The 14,611-nt window shown below is 42.2% G+C and carries 14 protein-coding genes; 5 read left to right on the forward strand and 9 right to left on the reverse strand.

Annotated features, from left to right (window positions below; all coding sequences use genetic code 11):
- The first annotated feature begins 68 nt into the window (after positions 1 to 68).
- Genes ACQ86K_RS17095 through ACQ86K_RS17105 form a run of 3 tightly spaced genes read left to right on the forward strand, consistent with a single transcriptional unit; the run spans position 69 to position 4,028 of the window.
- Entirely contained in the window at positions 69 to 758 is a 690-nt protein-coding gene (locus ACQ86K_RS17095) for an ABC transporter ATP-binding protein (RefSeq protein WP_091162853.1), read from the forward strand.
- 4 nt (positions 759 to 762) lie between these two features.
- Positions 763 to 3,321 (forward strand): ABC transporter permease, encoded by a 2,559-nt coding sequence (locus tag ACQ86K_RS17100; RefSeq protein ID WP_218134334.1) that lies wholly within the window; start codon positions 763 to 765, stop codon positions 3,319 to 3,321.
- A gap of 20 nt (positions 3,322 to 3,341) precedes the next feature.
- The gene (locus tag ACQ86K_RS17105; protein WP_091162852.1) at positions 3,342 to 4,028 is read left to right on the forward strand and encodes an arylesterase; all 687 of its coding nucleotides are present in this window, start codon (positions 3,342 to 3,344) and stop codon (positions 4,026 to 4,028) included.
- A gap of 98 nt (positions 4,029 to 4,126) precedes the next feature.
- On the opposite strand, the gene ACQ86K_RS17110 is transcribed toward ACQ86K_RS17105, so the two are convergent.
- Positions 4,127 to 5,098, reverse strand: coding sequence for a substrate-binding domain-containing protein (locus tag ACQ86K_RS17110; protein WP_431198399.1), 972 nt, complete (start codon positions 5,096 to 5,098; stop codon positions 4,127 to 4,129).
- Positions 5,099 to 5,289: 191 nt separating this feature from the next.
- Positions 5,290 to 6,093: a hypothetical protein gene (locus ACQ86K_RS17115; RefSeq protein WP_091162850.1), complete on the reverse strand. Its 804-nt coding sequence runs from the start codon at positions 6,091 to 6,093 to the stop codon at positions 5,290 to 5,292.
- A 273-nt stretch (positions 6,094 to 6,366) separates the two neighbouring features.
- Here ACQ86K_RS17115 and ACQ86K_RS17120 point away from each other — a divergent pair, with 273 nt between their 5' ends.
- Both ACQ86K_RS17120 and ACQ86K_RS17125 read left to right on the forward strand, forming a co-directional pair.
- Positions 6,367 to 6,975 (forward strand): hypothetical protein, encoded by a 609-nt coding sequence (locus ACQ86K_RS17120; RefSeq protein ID WP_431198400.1) that lies wholly within the window; start codon positions 6,367 to 6,369, stop codon positions 6,973 to 6,975.
- Between the two features lie 38 nt (positions 6,976 to 7,013).
- On the forward strand, positions 7,014 to 7,676 hold the full coding sequence (locus ACQ86K_RS17125) for a PQQ-dependent sugar dehydrogenase (protein WP_431198401.1): 663 nt from the start codon (positions 7,014 to 7,016) through the stop codon (positions 7,674 to 7,676).
- Positions 7,677 to 7,926: 250 nt separating this feature from the next.
- On the opposite strand, the gene ACQ86K_RS17130 is transcribed toward ACQ86K_RS17125, so the two are convergent.
- The 7 genes from ACQ86K_RS17130 to ACQ86K_RS17160 form a co-directional block, all read right to left on the reverse strand.
- Positions 7,927 to 8,397, reverse strand: a complete 471-nt coding sequence (locus ACQ86K_RS17130) for a RidA family protein (protein WP_091162940.1) — start codon at positions 8,395 to 8,397, stop codon at positions 7,927 to 7,929.
- 45 nt (positions 8,398 to 8,442) lie between these two features.
- The gene (locus ACQ86K_RS17135) at positions 8,443 to 9,177 is read right to left on the reverse strand and encodes a hypothetical protein (protein ID WP_431198402.1); all 735 of its coding nucleotides are present in this window, start codon (positions 9,175 to 9,177) and stop codon (positions 8,443 to 8,445) included.
- A gap of 29 nt (positions 9,178 to 9,206) precedes the next feature.
- The gene (locus ACQ86K_RS17140) at positions 9,207 to 9,668 is read right to left on the reverse strand and encodes a hypothetical protein (protein WP_431198403.1); all 462 of its coding nucleotides are present in this window, start codon (positions 9,666 to 9,668) and stop codon (positions 9,207 to 9,209) included.
- A gap of 11 nt (positions 9,669 to 9,679) precedes the next feature.
- A complete protein-coding gene (locus tag ACQ86K_RS17145) occupies positions 9,680 to 10,174 on the reverse strand; it encodes a hypothetical protein (RefSeq protein ID WP_431198404.1) in 495 nt (164 codons plus the stop codon).
- Entirely contained in the window at positions 10,174 to 11,136 is a 963-nt protein-coding gene (locus tag ACQ86K_RS17150; RefSeq protein WP_091162848.1) for a FecR family protein, read from the reverse strand. The genes ACQ86K_RS17145 and ACQ86K_RS17150 overlap by 1 nt, the downstream gene beginning before the upstream one ends.
- 1 nt (position 11,137) lies before the next feature.
- Positions 11,138 to 11,719, reverse strand: a complete 582-nt coding sequence (locus tag ACQ86K_RS17155; RefSeq protein WP_431198405.1) for an RNA polymerase sigma-70 factor — start codon at positions 11,717 to 11,719, stop codon at positions 11,138 to 11,140.
- A 265-nt stretch (positions 11,720 to 11,984) separates the two neighbouring features.
- Positions 11,985 to 14,354, reverse strand: coding sequence for a response regulator (locus ACQ86K_RS17160; protein WP_091162846.1), 2,370 nt, complete (start codon positions 14,352 to 14,354; stop codon positions 11,985 to 11,987).
- Positions 14,355 to 14,611 lie beyond the last annotated feature (257 nt).

Below are 14,611 nucleotides of genomic sequence, written 5' to 3' on the forward strand. Positions count from 1 at the left end.
CTTGGGTGTTTAATGGCCGGGCGTAGTAACAACCCCGGCTTTTTTGTATCTATACCAAAAAAACATCTGTGGACAATATCCTCAATATCTCTGATTTAAGTAAAACATACCAAAGTGCAGGTCGTACACTCACCGTGCTCGATCAAATAAATTTCTCAGTCGCAGTAGGTTCAACCAATGCTATAGTCGGGCCATCAGGCAGCGGAAAAACCACCCTGCTTGGCCTTTGTGCCGGGCTTGACCGCTCAACTTCAGGCACCGTTGAACTCAATGGCATTAACCTTAACAAGCTTACTGAAGATCAGCGTGCACAAGTGCGGAATCAGCATGTAGGTTTCATATTTCAGAATTTCCAGTTGCTACCGACACTAACTGCACTCGAAAACGTCATGGTGCCACTTGAGCTTAGGGGCGAAAAAAACATCAAAGCAAGGGCTTTGGATCTTTTAGATAAAGTAGGCTTATCAGAGCGCAGCCATCATTACCCGCTCCAGCTTTCGGGCGGCGAGCAGCAGCGTGTATCACTTGCACGCGCATTTTCAAATGCTCCCCGGATCCTGTTTGCCGATGAACCCACGGGGAACCTGGATGCAGAAACCAGCGATAAGGTGATCAAACTTATTTTCGACCTGAATAAGGAAGCGGGCACTACCCTCGTGGTTGTAACACATGACCCTGAGCTGGCAGCCAAAACACAGCGCATTATCAGGATTAAGGGCGGCAAACTGATTGCCGACGAAAAAACCATTAACGGATAAGCTAATGGACAATACCGCAATTGATTTTAAAAGAAAGATAAATATCCCCTGGCTATTCCGGATGGCCTGGCGCGATAGCCGGCGCAACCGTTCAAGGCTCTTCCTTTTTATATCCGCCATTGTGTTTGGGATAGCTGCACTGGTAGCCATTTATTCGTTTAAGTACAATGTACAAAATGATGTGAACGATCAGGCAGCCACTCTCATAGGTGCAGATCTCGCCATATCCGGAAACAAACCTGTTGATGATAAATTGAAGCATATGCTCGATTCATTAGGCGACGAGCGCTCACAGGAACGAAGCTTTGCGTCCATGCTTTATTTTCCGCGCACAAATGGTACCCGGTTGGTGCAGATCAGGGCTTTACAGGGAGGTTTCCCCTACTACGGCACTTTAGAAACTACACCCGAGGTAGCCGGACTCACCTTTAAAAAAGGCAGAATGGCGCTGGTTGATAAAACCCTGATGCTGCAATTCGATGCCAAAGTGGGCGATTCGGTAAAAGTTGGCAATCTCAATTTTCAGATTGCCGGCATTCTGAATAAAGCACCCGGTCAAAGCGGCGTAATGGCGGGTATTGCCCCGGTGGTTTATATCCCCATGCAATACCTGGAACAAACCGGGCTTGTAAAAATTGGCAGCCGGGTTAATTACAGTTTTTATTACAAGTTCAATTCATCCGTAAATGTAGATAAGCTCAGCAAAAAAATTGACCCAATACTCGACAGGGCCGGAATGCGCTTTGAAACCATCGAAACCAAGAAAGACAATACCGGCCGAGCCTTTGGCGACCTGAGCCGTTTTTTATCATTGGTTGGTTTTGTAGCCCTATTGCTGGGCTGTGTTGGTGTAGCCAGTGCAATCCATATTTATGTAAAAGAAAAAATTGCATCGATAGCTATTATGCGTTGTCTTGGTGTTAAATCATCCGAAGCATTTTTGATTTACCTGATACAAATTGTAGGCATCGGGATTATCGGTTCTGTTACCGGGGCTATATTTGGTACCGCTGTTCAACATTTACTCCCCATTGTATTTAAGGACTTTTTACCGTTTACCATTTCCGTACAAATATCGTGGATGGCTATTGGCCAGGGTATTTTACTTGGGGTCATTATCTCCATATTATTTGCTTTACTCCCTTTAATCTCTGTTCGAAAAATTTCGCCGCTTAACACGCTCCGAATTTCAGTTGATGAGAGCGTGAACAGACGGGATCCTTTGCGTTGGCTGGTTTACCTGTTGATACTGATCTTTATAATAGCTTTTACTTATTTACAGTTAGACAGCGTGATAGGCAGTATCCTGTTTACACTTGGGATCTTAATTGCATTCATGATCCTTACCGCTACGGCCTGGCTGTTAATGCGCATCACTAAAGCAATAGTAAAAGGTTCATGGAGTTACCTGTGGCGACAAGGTTTTGCTAATTTATACCGTCCCAATAATCAAACAATTATTCTTATCGTATCAATCGGCTTAAGCACAATGTTTATCTGCACACTTTATTTTGTGCAGACGTTATTGGTACAGCAGGTTAATCTTTCATCCAGCGGTAATCAATCAAACATGATCTTGTTTGATATCCAAAGCAATCAGGAAAAAGGTGTTGTTCAGTTAACAAAACAACAGGGGCTTCCGGTACTGCAACGAGTACCAATAGTTACTATGCGTATTGAACAAATTAATGGCAAAACCGCTGCCGATCTTACGAAGGACACTACCATCAAAATACAGCATGGTGTTTTTGCCTGGGAATACCGGGTAACCTTCAGGGATTCATTAACATCTTCAGAAAAATTACTGGATGGCAAATGGATCGGTAAAGCTGATCCTTCAAAAGAAATCCCGGTATCCGTTGAAGAAAACCTCTCCAAACGGGGAAATCTTAAAATTGGCGACAAAATAGTATTTAATGTGCAGGGCGTACAAATGCCGGCATATGTTGCCAGTATCCGCAAGGTTAACTGGGGTAAGGTACAAACCAATTTTCAGGTGGTTTTTCCGAAGGGAATACTTGAGGGTGCACCGCAATTTCATGTGTTGATGACACACGTGCCATCAAACAAGGTATCAGCAGCTTTTCAGCAGGTTGTAGTAAGGGCTTATCCTAACGTTTCGATAATTGATCTGGGGCTAATTTTAAGTGTTGTTGATGAGCTGTTAAGTAAAATCAGCTACGTTATACGTTTCATGAGCGCGTTCAGTATTATAACAGGTATTGTGGTGCTGATAGCATCTGTGCGGATCAGCAAATACCAGCGCATCCAGGAAAGTGTTTTATTACGTACGCTTGGTGCAAGCCGTAAACAAATATTCACTATAACAGCGTTGGAGTATTGGTTTTTGGGCAGCCTGTCGGCCTTAACCGGAATCCTGATAGCTTTTGCGGGCACTTATTTCCTGGCAAAATATAGTTTTGAAATACCGTACAGTGTGAACATGTTACCGGCACTTGTACTATTTTTAATAGTAAGTTTGTTGACTGTTGTTATTGGCTTACTAAACAGCCGCGGAGTGCTAAACAAGCCGCCGCTTGAGATTTTAAGAACAAACGCCTGAGCGCATTGTATTTATTTTATATGAACAAAGTTACATTAAGCGGTATCTTGCTTGCGGCCCTTACAATGGCGGGTTGCGGTGACGGTGCTAAATCATCAAACAATGATCAGACGCAAGCTGCCACAGAAACTGCTAAAACTGATTCGGCTTCAAAAAAAATAGTTTTATTTTTTGGCGATAGCCTCACTGCCGGTTATGGTCTTGATGACCCTGCCGATGCATTTCCGGGTGTAATCAGTCGCCGGGTTGATTCATTAAAATTACCGTATAAAGTAATAAATGCCGGATTAAGCGGCGAAACTACTGCAGGCGGCAATGGCCGCATAGACTGGCTGTTAAAGCAAAAAGTAGACGTTTTTGTATTGGAGCTGGGGGCTAACGACGGCCTTCGCGGGATTCCGGTAAACGAAACCGCCAAAAATCTTCAGTCCATAGTAGATAAGGTAAAAGCCAAATATCCTGATGCTAAACTTGTTTTGCTGGGCATGCAAGTACCGCCGAACATGGGCGCCGATTATACCGGTAAGTTTAAAAACGTTTTCCCCCATCTGGCTAAAAAAAACAATATGGCCCTTGTCCCCTTTTTATTGCAAGGCGTTGGAGGCGTACCATCACTTAACCAGGGCGATGGCATCCACCCTACTGCTCAGGGTGCGAAGATTGTAGCCAATAATGTTTGGGCAGTTTTGCAAGATGAATTGAAATGATCAATCGTTCAAGACCTGGTACACCATCACCCCGAATTCATCCTGCAAAATAGTTCATTAGTTTGATGAATCCCTGATAATTAGTTCGGTTGCTAATGTTATGTGTTGATTTTTTCTTCAGGGACAGTAGCGTTAAGCCTTTCCATCAGCAGCTTGATCACGTTGTCGGCTATTTCGTCAATTGGCTGAGCTATAGCGGTAACAGCCGGGGTATACAATTCAAAAAGTTCGTAATCGTCAAACGCGATCAAAGCAATATCACCCGGTATATTTTTACCTGCCTTACGGATGGCCTTCAAACCGCATTTACCCAAATGATTATTGGCGAACAGAATAGCATCGACATCCTTATTTTTTTCCAGGAAGTTTGTCATTAACTTAAGCATCTCCTGAACGGTAGTGTGAAAATCGACCTCGGTTATATTGGGTTTTAATTTGCTTTGGTGCATGGCTTTTTCATAACCCTCAAGCCTTTCTATCATTTGAGTTTGGATAGAGCTATAAGTTATAAAAGCAATATTTTTATGTCCCTTATCAATAAGATATTGTGTGGCGTTGAAGGTGCTGAACAGGTTATCAACCACTACATAGTCGGTAGCTACTTTAGGCAGGTAGCGGTCAAAAAGCACCACCGGGAAACCATCTTTGATCAAGTCGCTGATATCCTCTTCAATATTATCGGGCGGGGTAATAATGTAGCCGTCAACATGCCTGTCGCGAAACATAGCTATCAGTTCGCGCGTTTTTTGCGTATCGTTATCTGTACTGCTGTAAATGATCTTATACCCATTTTGGTAAGCGAGATCCTCTATGCGGCGTGCTATTGTGGCAAAAAAATGATTGGAAATATCCTGCACCAGCAAGCCAATGATATTTGATTTGCCGGTGCGTAAACTTTTGGCTAACGAATTGGGTTTATAACCAACCTCTTTTACATATTGAAGTACTCGCTTCACCAGCTCGTCGCTGATGCGTTTTTCCTGTGCGCGACCATTAAGGATAAAAGATACGGTAGTTTTAGATATATTCAGACTATTGGCAATGTCAACTATAGATAATTTCTTCTTCAAGGATTTAGTATTTTAAAACCAAATATATAATATAAATGGTAATGCTAAACAGGTTTAGTAGATAATAAATGGTTTATATTACTTATTAATTAATGCATGCAACATAACTCAAAAATGCACAACAACATATAAAACAAAAAAGATCGCCCATACCAGGCGACCTTTCAGTTAATATATAGGGAGTTAGAATATTAAAACCTGCGCATGCCGCGGCCGTAATTTCCATTTTGAGAAAAACGCTCGCCACCATTGCCCCTGTCATAACCGCCGCCGTTCGATGGTCGGCCACCCCAGTTGCCGCGATTGTCATGACCGCCATGGTTATCATTGTTGCCATTGTTAGGCTGTCCGTTACCCCATCCGCCATGATTACCATGGTTGTTATTGTCAGACTGGTTTCCATTACCCCAGTTACCACGGTCATGATTACCGTTGCTCCAGTTATGATCATCCCTGCCACTTCCCCAGTTACCACGGTTATCATATGGATTAGGCCTTCTGCCCCAGTTTCCACGATCACCACCCCAACCCGGGCGATAAGCATAGCCACCTGCAGGCCTTCTGTCAAAGCGGTGCCCCCAGTTACCGTGGTCGCCCATGTAACCGCCCCACCTTTGCCTGTAAAAATCGTGACGCAAGTATGGTCGTGGAGCTCTTACTTCGTAACGCACAGCGGTACGCCAGTTATAGTCCCGGTAAGCGCCTGGCAGGTAAGCACAGCTTACCCAGCGGCTTCCGTCATTGTAGTAGTAGCATCCGGCTCCTACATTATAGTAAGCTTCTACTTCCGGTAAATAGTAATAATCATCGTCGTCACTAACATTTACATTATCATCATAAACAGGCTCTTCTTCAACTACTGGCGGAGGAGGGGCAGGTACGTAAACGCGATGAGCGGGGATATTGATACCAAATTGTATAGATACCTGTGCGTTGGCTTTACTGATAAATAAGCTTCCGGCTGCTATTGCTGATAATATGGCTAACTTTTTCATAATTGTAAATTTTATATAGTTAGGACGATATCTATCAGCAATGGTTTAATCAAACACAGCATTATATGTCACAACATTAGTTGATTGATACTATGTTTTACCCGCAAGTCTTTTAACCAAATTTTATTTCAAACAATTAAGGCCGCAATCTATTGTTGCCAAATTTTATTAATTGATATGCTTAAAAAAATCAACAATGTTACTCGATTACTACAAAAGAGATTTTAGGATTATCGGTATATTTACTTAATTTAATAACCATTAATTTTCACCATGAAAAACCGCAAATTATTACGTTCCATACTGCCTGTAGTTGCTATGGGAGGTATTATGTTTATTACAGCCTGCAAAAGTAATAGCGACTCAAAGAAAACTGCTGATAGCACTTCTACTCCTGCTCCATCAACAGAAAACGCGGGTATTAAAACTCCTGAAGGCTTTAGCGCCAGTATTATTGCTGAAAAACTTGGTGGCACCCGCCATATTGCCATTACACCGCAAGGCGACATCTATGTAAAGCTTACAAATGTTAAAAACAACAAGGGGATATTAATGCTTCACGAAGATGGCGGCAAGGCAACCGTAAAGAACAGCTTTGGCGCTTATAGCGGCACAGGCATGTCGATTAAAAACGGGTACCTGTATGCATCGTCGGATGAAGAGGTTTTTCGTTATAAACTGAACGATAAGGGCGAGGTAATCAATGCTGACCAGCCCGAAAAAATTGTTACCGGCCTTATTAGCCGTCATGAGCATGAAGCTAAGGCCATAACGCTTGATAACGATGGCAACATTTACGTAAACATTGGCGCTTACTCAAATGCCTGCCAGGTTGAAGACCGAAAAAAGGTTCCCCGGGCCAAAAGGGCTGCCCTATTTTAGATTCGGCCGGCGGCATCTGGCAGTTTAAAGCAGATAAATTGAACCAGCATTATGGCGATGGTATACGTTATGCCACCGGTCTGCGTAATGTTGTAGGTATCACCTGGAACCAGCAAAACAACCAGCTTTTTGTAATGCAGCACGGCCGCGACCAGCTTTTTGAATTCTATCCACAATATTTCACCGCTAAACAATCGGCCATATTACCTGCCGAGTGTATGTATGCGCTTAAAAAAGGAGATAATGCAGGCTGGCCTTATATGTATTACGACCAGGAACAACATAAAAAAATGCTGATGCCTGAATATGGCGGCGACGGCAAGATTGAAGGCGGAAAAAATGCTATCGACCCTGCAGCTGCTTATCCGGGCCACCTTGCCCCTAACGGCCTGTTATTTTACACCGGCGATCAGTTCCCCGCGAAATATAAAAATGGTGCATTCATAGCTTTTCATGGTTCATGGAACCGCGCACCTGAACCGCAGGCTGGTTACTTCGTGGTATTTCAACCGTTTAAAGATGGCAAGCCTAATGGTCAGTGGGAAGTTTTTGCCGACGGCTTTTCTGGCTCTGCTGCTAATACTGCTTCGGGCGCTGCGGCCCACCGTCCATGCGGCTTGGCGCAAGCCCCCGATGGCTCACTTTACGTTACCGATGATGTAGCTGGAAATATTTATAAAATCACCTATAAAAAACAATAACGGACTAAAAAAAGCCCTCATTTTATCATTGATAATCTTACTTACAAGTATTGCCTCACAGGTAAAAATAAGACATAAAAACCGGCGACAAGGTAACCTGTCGTCGGTTTTTTTAATTTAATGGCCTTTGGCAATAAGGCAAATGAGGTAACTGCTGCATAGGCAAAGGTAGCAAGGGCTGCCAATAAAAAGTGGTAACACGTAAATCAGCCTGCGAAGTTTTTAAAACTTCGCAGGCTTAATATCAACCTCACTTCTTTTTGATAACAGCCGTCGCTTTTATCTCAATTAAAATATCATCTCTGAAAAGCTTGCTTACCTGCACCAGTGTACTTACCGGTGGTTGCTTTGTATCCACATATCTATCCCTTATATTACGAACTACCTGTACCTGCGATGCGTCTATGATATAGTAGTTCAACTCAACCAAATCATTCATGGTGCCGCCTGCAGCCTCAACAATGTTTTTGATATTAGTAAAAACCTGTTCAGTTTGGCTCGCCAGATCACCTTTGCCGGCAAGCTTACCGGCCTGATCCAAACCAACCTGGCCCGACATGATCACCATTTTATTTTTACCCAGGTCAACAATTACAGCGTGAGAATAGCCAAATGGCTTACCGACTGTGGATGGGTTTAAAAAAGTCACGTCTTTATTAGCCTCCTGGGCAAAACAAGCCGACGATGTGCAGAACAAAATGAGGTAAAGGATTTTTTTCATCAGGTGATTATTGGTTTGCACAAATTTGACCATATTAAAGCACACTTACAATATCGTGATACCGGCCGACCAACCGATCCAACCTTTTGTGCGGTTACCCCAATCAATCAAACCGGGTTTGTTTTTTATGATCTGCTGAATATCGCCGTCACCGGGATGATGGCCATAGTTTGTGTAAACGTTAAATGACGGCCCTGCAAAGAAGCTAACTTTTGAACCTGCCCTGAAATTGAGCAACGCGCTTACCCGGTTTATCTGATTTTGGTTTTTCCATCCTTTTGCCAATAGTAAGTGAGTCGAACCTTCAGCTGACAGTGACATATTGTTATTGAAGATAAAATCGTGACCTAAGCCAAAACCTGTGCTATAATAAACATGCTTATCTGTAAAATTAACGCCGCCTGATATGATGGAATACAGTTTAGCATTCCCCGATTTAAAGGCGATGTTTGTTGTAGTGATCTCGTTACTGTACACTTCAATTTTAGCATATCCATTACGCGAAATATTCAATAAGCCGATGCCATAACCATCAAGCGTATCGGCAATATTTACCATAGCAAATGACACACCTTTTATTACCCGGGCTTTATTAAAAATTCCTGCCATCTGCATTCCACTTGCGTCGTTGCCTGTAACATTGGCTATCCCTGCAATACTAAAACCTTTGTTGTTTTTCCGGGTGTAATTGTAAATACCTGCCGCCTGGATACCTTTGCTATTTCTCACGTGGTTAAAGATCCCGGCAAGCTGAACACCCTTAAGACTGTCTTTTACCATATTATATATGCCCGCCGCCTGGATACCTTCTATGTTTTTCTGGTCGTTATTATTAATGCCGGCCAGTTGAACGCCTTTGCTGTTACCCCCAACAATATTAAAGAGCCCGGCCGCCTGTACATATTTAACTTCCTGTTTGTTGATATTAAACAGTCCCCCAAGTTCAACGCCATTAACGCCACCGTTATACCCCCTAAAATATTGAGCGAAAAGTTATTGACAATTTGCCCGCTCATCATACCATGGCTTCCTAAACTTGGTAAAAGCGAGGTTTGTACCGGAACCGTTGAAAGGTAACCGCCTAAATTAAGGTTCTGTATTTTCTGGCCTGATGAAAGGAACATTCTGCCCAGCCAGCTCCTGTCTGATTTTGAATTTGCGGCATCGGCGCTGTAATAATATTCGCGTGATTTTATGGATACGTTTACATTATTTAAAAAATTGATACTGGTATCACGATATAGCTCCTTACTTACATTAAGAGTAATCATACCATTGGCTTTTATCTTGAGCTGGAAGTAACCGTTCTGATCGGTAAGGGTTGATTCCAGCGAATTTTTTCATAAACACTGGCATTGTAAAGTTTTTTGCCGGTGAAATCATCATACACGTAACCGCTGATGTAATAAACATTGCCTGGCCCGGCCAGGGTATCAGGCACAAGGGTTAACCTGTATGGGGTAGGCCGGAGTATAATATATCCCGGCGACTCCTTATAATCAACCCTGCCATGAAACAGCTCATCAAGCAGGCTTTTAATTGTTTGCCCGGATGATACTATGCTCACCACACTATCAGTTTTAATGACATCATTGCTGTATGAGAAATAAAACTTACCTTTTTCACCGATAATGGTCAGTATCTCGGCTATCTTTTTTTGTTTAACACTGAGCGTTACAGTACGGCTCAGGTTATCCTGTGCCAGCGCGTTGGTAATGAGCAGGCAGCCCGCCAATACGAGCATTATATAAAATAATATATTTAGTTTCTTTTCCATCAGTTTTTGATTATGATGAGATGAGGCTTTTTGATCACTTTAACATCGCCAAGGGTTTTGCTTATGACCTCTAATATCCCATCAAGTGAACCTGCTTTAAATGTGGTTGTTATAGTCCTATTAGCCAGCTTTTTATTATCTATCACAATATTTGCGTGATAGGCCTCGTTGAGTACGTCCACAAGCCGCCATAGTGGTGTTTTATTAGCTACGAACTTTTGGGTACGATAATAATTATATAGCTCATCCTGGCTGCTACCTTTTTGCAGGCGACCACCTTGTACTGATGCTTTTTCCTTCGGCTTTAGCTTTACGGTGATCTCCTGCTGAATTACCTGCACTACGCCGGTTTCAACAATAACCTCGGTATTAGGGCCAATAGCTTTGATATTGAATGATGTGCCAACCACCTTTACAACCACATCATTTACGTGGATCATAAATGGTTTTGATTTGTCATGAGCCACATCAAAAAAAGCTTCTCCTTTTAACGATATCTCCCTGGTATCGCCGGTAAATCTGTCCGGGTAATTCAACACCGAGTTTTTATTCATGGTGATCAATGATCCATCTGATAAGGTAACCTTGCGTACTATATTACCACTTTGCAGTGCAAGCATATTAACTTTGACCGGCTTGAGCAGGGTGTATAAGGTACCGGCAGTGCCTAATATCACCAGCCACATAGCAGCCATTTTAAGCCAGCGGTTTACCGGCTTTAAAGATTTAATTTTAGCCGGTGCTTCACCCCTGTTTTGTGCCAACTGTTTAAATTCGACCCATGAAGTATCGGGATCAAGCTTACTTTCTATTTTAAGTTCGCGGCTGGTATCCCAGATCAGTTTAAAATGATCAAAATATTTCCGGTTATCATCATTTTCGCCAAGCCAGCGGTTGATGGTTTCATTCTCAACCGGCGTGGTCTCGTTCAGCATGTATTTGGTTAATAAATCGTCCATCATGTTAAATAATATTAAAAGCCCGGCTTATAAGCCAAATGATCAACGGCAGGTAGTCAACTAATTTGAGCCGTAATGTTTTCAGCGCCTTGCCCATCTGGTTTTCTACTGTTTTTATGGAGATGCCTAATTCATCAGCAATTTCCTGGTATTTTAAATCCTCAAACCTGCTCAACTGAAACACTGTACGGCATTTTTCGGGCAGGTCATTTAATGCCTGTTGTAATTTTTCTTTGAGGTCAAGCAGTTCCATACCGGCGGCCCCATCAACTTTATCCTTTGTCATATACAGTACGTGCTGCTGGTGATTAACCTTTACTTTCTGGTGCCTAAGGTTATTAAGGCATTCGTTATAAACCGCGCCATACAAGTAGGCCTTTATCGAGCCGGTAAAATTCAGCCGTTCCTTTCGTTCCCACAGCCGCATAAAAACGTTTTGTACCATCCCCTTCGCGGTATCTTCATCTCTTAAAATAGAGATAGCATACACATGCAGCGGCCTGATGAAGTGCTTATATACCTTTTCAAAGGTTGCTTCATCGCCCGAGAGCAGCAGCGGGATCAATTGTTCGCTATTTATATCCAAAATATGATCAGTTTGGGTTAACATTCAATTAAATCTTAATGCGGTAATTAATGGTTGCAAGGATGTTTATCCATTTATTTTCCTCCATTATCCGCCTGGCCCAATTATTATCGGGAGGGTAAATAAAAGTAATAAGAAGTAATAAGGAAGCTAATCTGTTCATTTTAGTAAAATTTATCCTGAAACACGCCAGGATCATTTTACCCCTATGAGTGAATGAAATTTTTATTCAGAAAATAAACAGGAAGTTTGATTCAGGAACATCTTACACATGCTCCTGCTTAAAAACGTAGTGCAATACTTTACTATGTAGTTCATCGGGTAAAAAAGGCTTCATCACAATGTCATCAAAACCTGTTTTATAAGCTTCGTCCTCTACATCTTTGGGAAGATTGGCGGTAAGCGCTATAATGGGGATGTTTATGCCGTTCAATCTCATTCTCTTTGTAGATTCATACCCATCCATCACAGGCATTTGCAAATCCATCAACACGAGACGATGTTTTGACGTATCCAGTTTGTCAAGCGCTTCCTGCCCGTTGGTTGCCACGTCGGTAGTAGCCCCCCAGCGTTTTAAATAAGTTTGCGCTACCAGCACATTCATCGGGTTATCATCAACCAGCAAGATAGAGATCCCGCTCAGGAGCTTATCATTTGCATCGGGTTTAAGGTTAACATTAACCGTCTCCGATATTTTACCAGCTTTTTCAAAGGTTTTAATAAAATAAAATACCGAGCCTACTCCTTCCTCACTAATTAACTGCAAGGACGATTCCTGTAACTCCAATATTTTTTTACTGATTGCAAGACCTAAACCTGTCCCACCAAAACTGCGTGATATGGACGAATCGGCTTGGGTAAAGCGCTCAAATATGAGTTTCTGTTTGCCGCGGGGAATGCCGATACCAGTATCTTTAACAAACACCATTAATGTAGCCGTAGTTTCGGTTTGCTCTTTCACCTCAATTCCTAAAACTACCTCGCCGCTTGGAGTAAATTTTATGGCATTATGAACGAGGTTGGTAATTACCTGCGATAAGCGGGTAGGGTCGCCAAGCAGTTTATGCTGCAATTTCTTATCAAAATCAAGGCGTAGGTTTATATCCTTATCGTGTGCTACTGTTTGCAAACCACCTACTACATTACGGGCAAGTGCAGCCAGGTCTATTTCAATACTTTCAAAAGTTATCTTCCCGGCTTCTATCTTGTTATAATCCAATACATCATTCACTATTGCCAAAAGGTTATTAGCCGAAAAAAGCATGACGTTGAGATGTTCGATCTGATCCTTGCGAGGCTCGTTCTTAAGCAGCAGATGGCTCATCCCTATTACCGAATTAAGCGGTGTCCGGATTTCATGGCTCATCGTGCTCAAAAATTCACTTTTAACCTTTAAACCCTGTTCGGCTTCAGCCCTCGCCTTTTTCAATACAAATGATACCCGGTGCGCTAACACCAGCGACTGCAAAAAGAAAAAAGCGATATATCCTAAAAAACTAATCAGCTGCAGCGGAGATATTAATGCCCAGTAATGAAAAAGCGATATCGCAAATACCGACATTAAAGCAAATGCGCTCATTAAAGCATAAACAGATCCGGGCCTGTTATTGCGCCAGGCTTTTGAGTATACATATGGAATATAAACGAGGCAAAACAGCATCACTGCTAAAAATGGGTTCACGAGCTGGGTAAAAATCCACGGAGGACTAAATAATGTCATTAAAGTGAACGAAAAGCAAATGCCATTAATAATATTTACAACCCGCCGATTTACATCTGCCGGATATAAGTATAACGTGTAAAGGCCAAACAAACCTATCCCTGAAAATAAGCTCATATATTCCAACCGGGCCGTTATGTACCAGTTAATATTAGGCAATAAGGTGTGCAGCACATAGTTATCTGTACCTATGATCCGGTAACTATAAACTATCGAGAACAGGGCAAAAAGTAAAATGGCTTTATCACGGCTGCCCAGCAGGTATAAACCAAGAAAAAATAATCCCCCCATCAGTAAACAGCCCGTCAGCATCAGATCAATACCTTCGGCGCGATGCCGGGCCAGGTCAATTCTTTCCGCAGGCCCTATGAAGATGGGTTTACTGATCCCTCCTTTACTGTGTATAAAATTGGAAACTTGTAATGTGATATTGATGGTATCGCTGCTGGGCAGGTCAACAGCATGATATTCCCAATGTCCTTCAAATCCCTTTCGGGAAGTAGTTACTTTCCCGTTCGACGATACTAACTTTTTGTTAATATAAAGCCTGTACGCGCTGTAAACATCAGGCATGGCCAGCTTTAATTCGCCGTGTTTTTGGGGAAGTAAAATTTTAAGCCGGTAAGTACCATAGCCAAACGCAGGTAGCTTTTTGCCCCGCCAGGTATAGCCACTCCATTTAAATGGGAACTCAACCAAAAGCCTGTCTTTAATAGCAGTGGTGTCAGTGGGATTTATTAATTGGTTCCAATAAAACAGCCAGTTTCCCGTCAGTTCAATTTTATCGTTGATAGGCTGATTACGAAGATCGAGCACGCCGTGTACCGCGGCTACATAGGTTTTTTGTGCAGATACCCTTGCTTTGGTTCCGATCAATAATATAAATATAACATATAGAACCTTACTGATCTTCATCGATTTACGGCACCTATTATCAAACCAAAAGCTTGCAAATTGTTTCGTTCAGAAATATGAAACAGGATTTATTTTCCTTAATCTAACTTAAGAATTTCATAATTAAGCGTGAATATAACAACCCGTACGAATATTTAGAACTATTATTAAGGCTTATCTATTGATATAAACGATAGGTTAAATTACCCCTTATGTTTAAATAGTAATAGTTAAATATTAAAATCCAACCCTGTTGAATAACAGCCATAAAAAAGACG

Source organism: Mucilaginibacter sp. P19, assembly GCF_050632265.1.
GTDB classification, from domain to species: domain Bacteria; phylum Bacteroidota; class Bacteroidia; order Sphingobacteriales; family Sphingobacteriaceae; genus Mucilaginibacter; species Mucilaginibacter gossypii.

What these genes read in the sequence shown, in the direction of transcription:
- ACQ86K_RS17100 (WP_218134334.1), top strand. Translation starts at nt 763, where the DNA reads ATGGACAATACCGCAATTGATTTTAAAAGAAAGATAAATATCCCCTGG.
- ACQ86K_RS17105 (WP_091162852.1), top strand. Translation starts at nt 3,342, where the DNA reads ATGAACAAAGTTACATTAAGCGGTATCTTGCTTGCGGCCCTTACAATG.
- ACQ86K_RS17115 (WP_091162850.1), bottom strand. Translation starts at nt 6,093, where the DNA reads ATGAAAAAGTTAGCCATATTATCAGCAATAGCAGCCGGAAGCTTATTT.
- ACQ86K_RS17120 (WP_431198400.1), top strand. Translation starts at nt 6,367, where the DNA reads ATGAAAAACCGCAAATTATTACGTTCCATACTGCCTGTAGTTGCTATG.
- ACQ86K_RS17130 (WP_091162940.1), bottom strand. Translation starts at nt 8,397, where the DNA reads ATGAAAAAAATCCTTTACCTCATTTTGTTCTGCACATCGTCGGCTTGT.
- ACQ86K_RS17135 (WP_431198402.1), bottom strand. Translation starts at nt 9,177, where the DNA reads ATGGTAAAAGACAGTCTTAAGGGTGTTCAGCTTGCCGGGATCTTTAAC.
- ACQ86K_RS17140 (WP_431198403.1), bottom strand. Translation starts at nt 9,668, where the DNA reads ATGATTACTCTTAATGTAAGTAAGGAGCTATATCGTGATACCAGTATC.
- ACQ86K_RS17145 (WP_431198404.1), bottom strand. Translation starts at nt 10,174, where the DNA reads ATGGAAAAGAAACTAAATATATTATTTTATATAATGCTCGTATTGGCG.
- ACQ86K_RS17150 (WP_091162848.1), bottom strand. Translation starts at nt 11,136, where the DNA reads ATGATGGACGATTTATTAACCAAATACATGCTGAACGAGACCACGCCG.
- ACQ86K_RS17160 (WP_091162846.1), bottom strand. Translation starts at nt 14,354, where the DNA reads ATGAAGATCAGTAAGGTTCTATATGTTATATTTATATTATTGATCGGA.